This is a genomic window from Paracoccus sp. MKU1 (assembly GCF_001447385.1).
Taxonomy (GTDB): domain Bacteria; phylum Pseudomonadota; class Alphaproteobacteria; order Rhodobacterales; family Rhodobacteraceae; genus Paracoccus.
The window spans coordinates 1-3,558 of record NZ_LLWQ01000104.1 but is presented as its reverse complement, the minus strand read 5'-3'; the positions used below and the strand labels follow the sequence as shown (position 1 = coordinate 3,558).

4 protein-coding genes, 1 tRNA gene and 1 pseudogene are annotated in these 3,558 nt (G+C 64.3%); 1 reads left to right on the top strand and 5 read right to left on the bottom strand.

Features of this window, described 5'->3' with window-relative positions:
- Positions 1 to 335, bottom strand: a pseudogene (locus AQY21_RS06915) (IS5-like element ISSpo7 family transposase); the annotation flags it as partial.
- Here AQY21_RS06915 and AQY21_RS29165 point away from each other — a divergent pair.
- The gene (locus tag AQY21_RS29165; RefSeq protein WP_162531878.1) at positions 235 to 516 is read left to right on the top strand and encodes a hypothetical protein; all 282 of its coding nucleotides are present in this window, start codon (positions 235 to 237) and stop codon (positions 514 to 516) included. The pseudogene AQY21_RS06915 and the gene AQY21_RS29165 overlap by 101 nt on opposite strands.
- A gap of 106 nt (positions 517 to 622) precedes the next feature.
- Here the strand turns inward: AQY21_RS29165 and AQY21_RS06905 are convergent.
- The 4 genes from AQY21_RS06905 to AQY21_RS06885 form a co-directional block, all read right to left on the bottom strand.
- Positions 623 to 712 (bottom strand) — tRNA-Ser (locus tag AQY21_RS06905).
- Between the two features lie 304 nt (positions 713 to 1,016).
- Entirely contained in the window at positions 1,017 to 1,217 is a 201-nt protein-coding gene (locus AQY21_RS06900) for a hypothetical protein (RefSeq protein WP_058097001.1), read from the bottom strand.
- Between the two features lie 103 nt (positions 1,218 to 1,320).
- Positions 1,321 to 3,258, bottom strand: a complete 1,938-nt coding sequence (locus tag AQY21_RS29320; protein ID WP_203416427.1) for a VOC family protein — start codon at positions 3,256 to 3,258, stop codon at positions 1,321 to 1,323.
- Positions 3,259 to 3,283: 25 nt separating this feature from the next.
- Positions 3,284 to 3,508, bottom strand: coding sequence for a fumarylacetoacetate hydrolase family protein (locus tag AQY21_RS06885; RefSeq protein WP_369807749.1), 225 nt, complete (start codon positions 3,506 to 3,508; stop codon positions 3,284 to 3,286).
- Positions 3,509 to 3,558 lie beyond the last annotated feature (50 nt).

Genomic DNA, 3,558 nt, shown 5'->3' with positions numbered 1-3,558 from the left:
AGGCGGCCGAACATGATCTCGATGCGGTTGCGCCGTTTGTAGCGCCTCTTGTCGTATTTCACCGCCTTCTTGCGAGACTTCCGGCCCGGGATGCAGACCTTTATCCCCTTGTCTTTCAACGCCTCTCTGAACCAATCGGCATCATAGCCCCTGTCGGCCAGCAGCCAACCCGCTTTCGGCAAGCTGCCCAACAGCGCCGCCGCGCCGGTGTAATCGCTGACCTGGCCGGCCGACATGAAGAACCCGATCGGGCGCCCCTTGGCATCGGCGACGGCGTGCAGCTTGGTGTTCATGCCGCCTTTGGCGCGCCCGATCTGGCGCCCGCGCCCCCCTTTTGCACGCACAGGCTTCGCGCACGGGCACCGGGGCATCCAGCATGATGCCCCCTACGTCTACGAGATCACCGCGGCCAGATCGGAGGTCGCATTCACATGCGATGACCGGGGCGAGGCCGAGGTCGTCCTGCTGCGTGTGACTCCAGAGATGGTCGGGCAGGCCATCGAGAACGCCGACTGAAGGCCCGGATTCTGATGCGCGTTACCGTTTGGTAACGAAGGCGCACCCCAAGACGATGGATGGCCGGTCGAGGGATTCCAGACAATTCAACGATTTCATGATGTTGTGGCGGAGACGAAGGGATTCGAACCCTCGAGGCGGTTTCCCGCCTGCACCCTTAGCAGGGGTGTGCCTTCGACCACTCGGCCACGTCTCCGCTGCTCCGTATATGGATCAGGGATAGAGGAAACAAGGGCTTTTTCATGGTATCGGCAAGATGATGGAAGCGGGCGGTCGAGGCCCTGATCCACGTGATGGAGCGTTCCGGCGCCGCTATGCGCCCCCGCCCACAAGCCCGCTGAGACTGCACTTAAGCTGGCCCGGGTCTGGACATCGGATTGGACTACATGCGCCCTCCGGAAAGAGGGTGCAATGAGCGCGTGCCTGTTTTGCCAGAGAGACAGAGCGGCTCATGCTGCACCACCGACGAGCATCTGAGGGAACGCATTGATGCTTACCGTTCAGAAGGTCCGCGGGAACAGCATCAAGGTGAAAGCCATGATGCTCGCAAGGCTGGCCGGCACCGCCTGTCGGCCGAGATGCGCCGGCAAGAGGCGCCCCGCCCCCGGCAGGCCGGCGGCGCCGCCGCAGGATCCGCCATCAGGGGCGGTCGGCCAATGGATGATCGTGAACCGGATCAGCAGGCCGCGCGCATCGAGCACGGCGCTGATCTTGATCCTCGGCCCGCCACGGGACGATCCGAAGGCGGATCCCCCTATCGGCCAGCGCCAAGGCCGCTATGGCGCCTCAGCAGTCCGGGCGCGATCAGCCATTGCTTTCGCCGCTGTCGCCCTCGCCTTCTCCGCCATCCGATCCGCCGTCAGAGCCGCTATCTGAGCCGCTATCTCCACCATCGGCGCCGCCCGTCTCTCCATCCGAACCGTCCGAGCCATCCGAACCGGCATCATCCCCGGTGCCCCCATCGCCTTCCCCGCCGGTACCGTCGCCGGTTTCGTCACCGCCGTTATCGTCGGCTCCGTCGCCGGGATCCGTCCCGTCCTCGGTCGCGGCCGTGGTCGAATCGCCGTTGCCGGTCTCATCCGGCGCGGGGCGGAGCTCCACGCCATCGACCGAGATCAGGCTGCCATTGGCGATGCTGTAGACCAACTCGATGGGCTGGCCACCACGCTGCGCGTTTACCGTCAGGATGGGGCCTTCGCGCAGGATATGCACGTCGGTAAAGCCTTGCGAGATCAGCGTCCGCGCGATTTCTTCGTCATTGTCGAGCTGTTCCAGCAGCGGGTAACCCGGTTCGGTCACCGCGCCCAGAGGGGTGCTCGGTTCGGCCGCCACGCCCGGCACGATCACGGTGCTACCCGAGGGCGTCTCGACCACGGTCGTATTGCCTTCGATCACCTCGCCGCTTTGCGCCAGCGCGGTGGAGCTCATCATTGCGCCAAGCGCCAGGACCTTGCCGCCGATAAGGACGGTCGCAATGCTGCGTTTCAGCATGACTTTTCCTCCTTCATGCTCATCGGGTTGAAAACCCCCGCGCAGCCGAAAGAGTTTCGTCACGCTTGATCGCATCGGCGTCATAACGCCTCGGTCCGGGAGGGATGGCGTCTCGTTTCTGGGGCCGCGCGCCATTGTCGCACCCCCGACAAACGGTTTTGAGAATCGGCCCGGCGCGCGCGAGGATGCCATCGACGGCGCGGCGCCCGACGCGGTTGGCAGCGCCGTCACCGCGAGGATCTTGCCCTGATCCTCCTGATATTGCTTGCGATATCCATCGGTTGGCGCTGCGACCCTAGGCGTCGCTGGAGCCGGCATCCGCCTCGTAATTATGCACGAAATCCGCGGGGATCTCGGGCCCCCACAGATAGATCGAATCCTCGGGCGGATAGTCCCCCGCCTCCAGTCGTGATCCAGCGGGATATAGTCGATATCCGCGGAATATTCGGAATAGCTGCCCCAGGGATCGCGGACATAGTGGAAATAGTTCGACCCCAGTACGTGCCGCCCCAGACCCCAGCCCCTGCTGTAGCCCTTGTCGGCCATCTGCATCGCGCCCATGCCGATCTGATTGATGTCGCTCACGTCCCAGGAACAGTGATGCAGCCCCGGCGCGCTGGATTTGGCAAAGGCGATCAGATGATGGTCCGAGCCGTGGATGCCGTGCATGAAGCAGATGCCATCGCCCGAGCGGTCCGAGATGCGCAGGCCCAGGTTGCGGGAATAGAAGGCGATCGATTCCGGCACCGATGGGGTAAAGACCAGCAGATGCGCGAGCCGCCGCGGCCGCACCACCGGCGCCTGCGAACGCTGGACCGAGATCATGCCGAATTCCGATTTCTCGTTCGGCGAGCTTCTCTCGGCGATCTTGACCTCGACCATCATGCCGAAGGGATCGGCGATCCAGAAGCCGTTGGATTCGAAGCCGTGATGGCGCGGCGCATCCAGGATCCGCACGCCGTTGGCCTCAATGCGCCGGCGCATGGCATCGAAATCCTCCTCGAAGGCGCCGAAGCTCAGATGGTTCAGCTTCTTGGCCGGCCCCTCGGCCAGGGTGCCCCAGCGATGGTCGGAGCCGAAGGTGAACAGGCCCAGCCCCTGGCCTTCCTCGCGCATGTCGAGGCCGAAGCCGGCATAGAATTCCTGCGCCACCTTCAGGTCGGGGACGATCATGTTGAACGTGTCCATGGAATGGATGCCGAGCTCGCCGGGGCGCTTGGTGATGCCGAGTTTTCCGGCAATGGCGGTCATGGGTTCCTCCTCCCCTCCGGCCGGTTCAGGCGGTCCGAGCCAGCCGGGCCGGGGCCTCGTCGCGGATCGGGTTCGACAGGATCCCGATGCCGTCGATCTCGACCTCGCAGATATCGCCGTCCTTCATCCACAGCTGCGGCTTGCGCGCCAGGCCGACGCCCGAGGGCGTGCCGGTGACGATCACGTCGCCCGGCTTCAGCGTCATGAAGCTCGAGCAGCCCGATGCGGCCCGCCTGTTCGTAAGTTGCAGACTTCATGCTGATCTCCCCTTGCTTGGCAGCCAAGTCAGCAAGATAAATA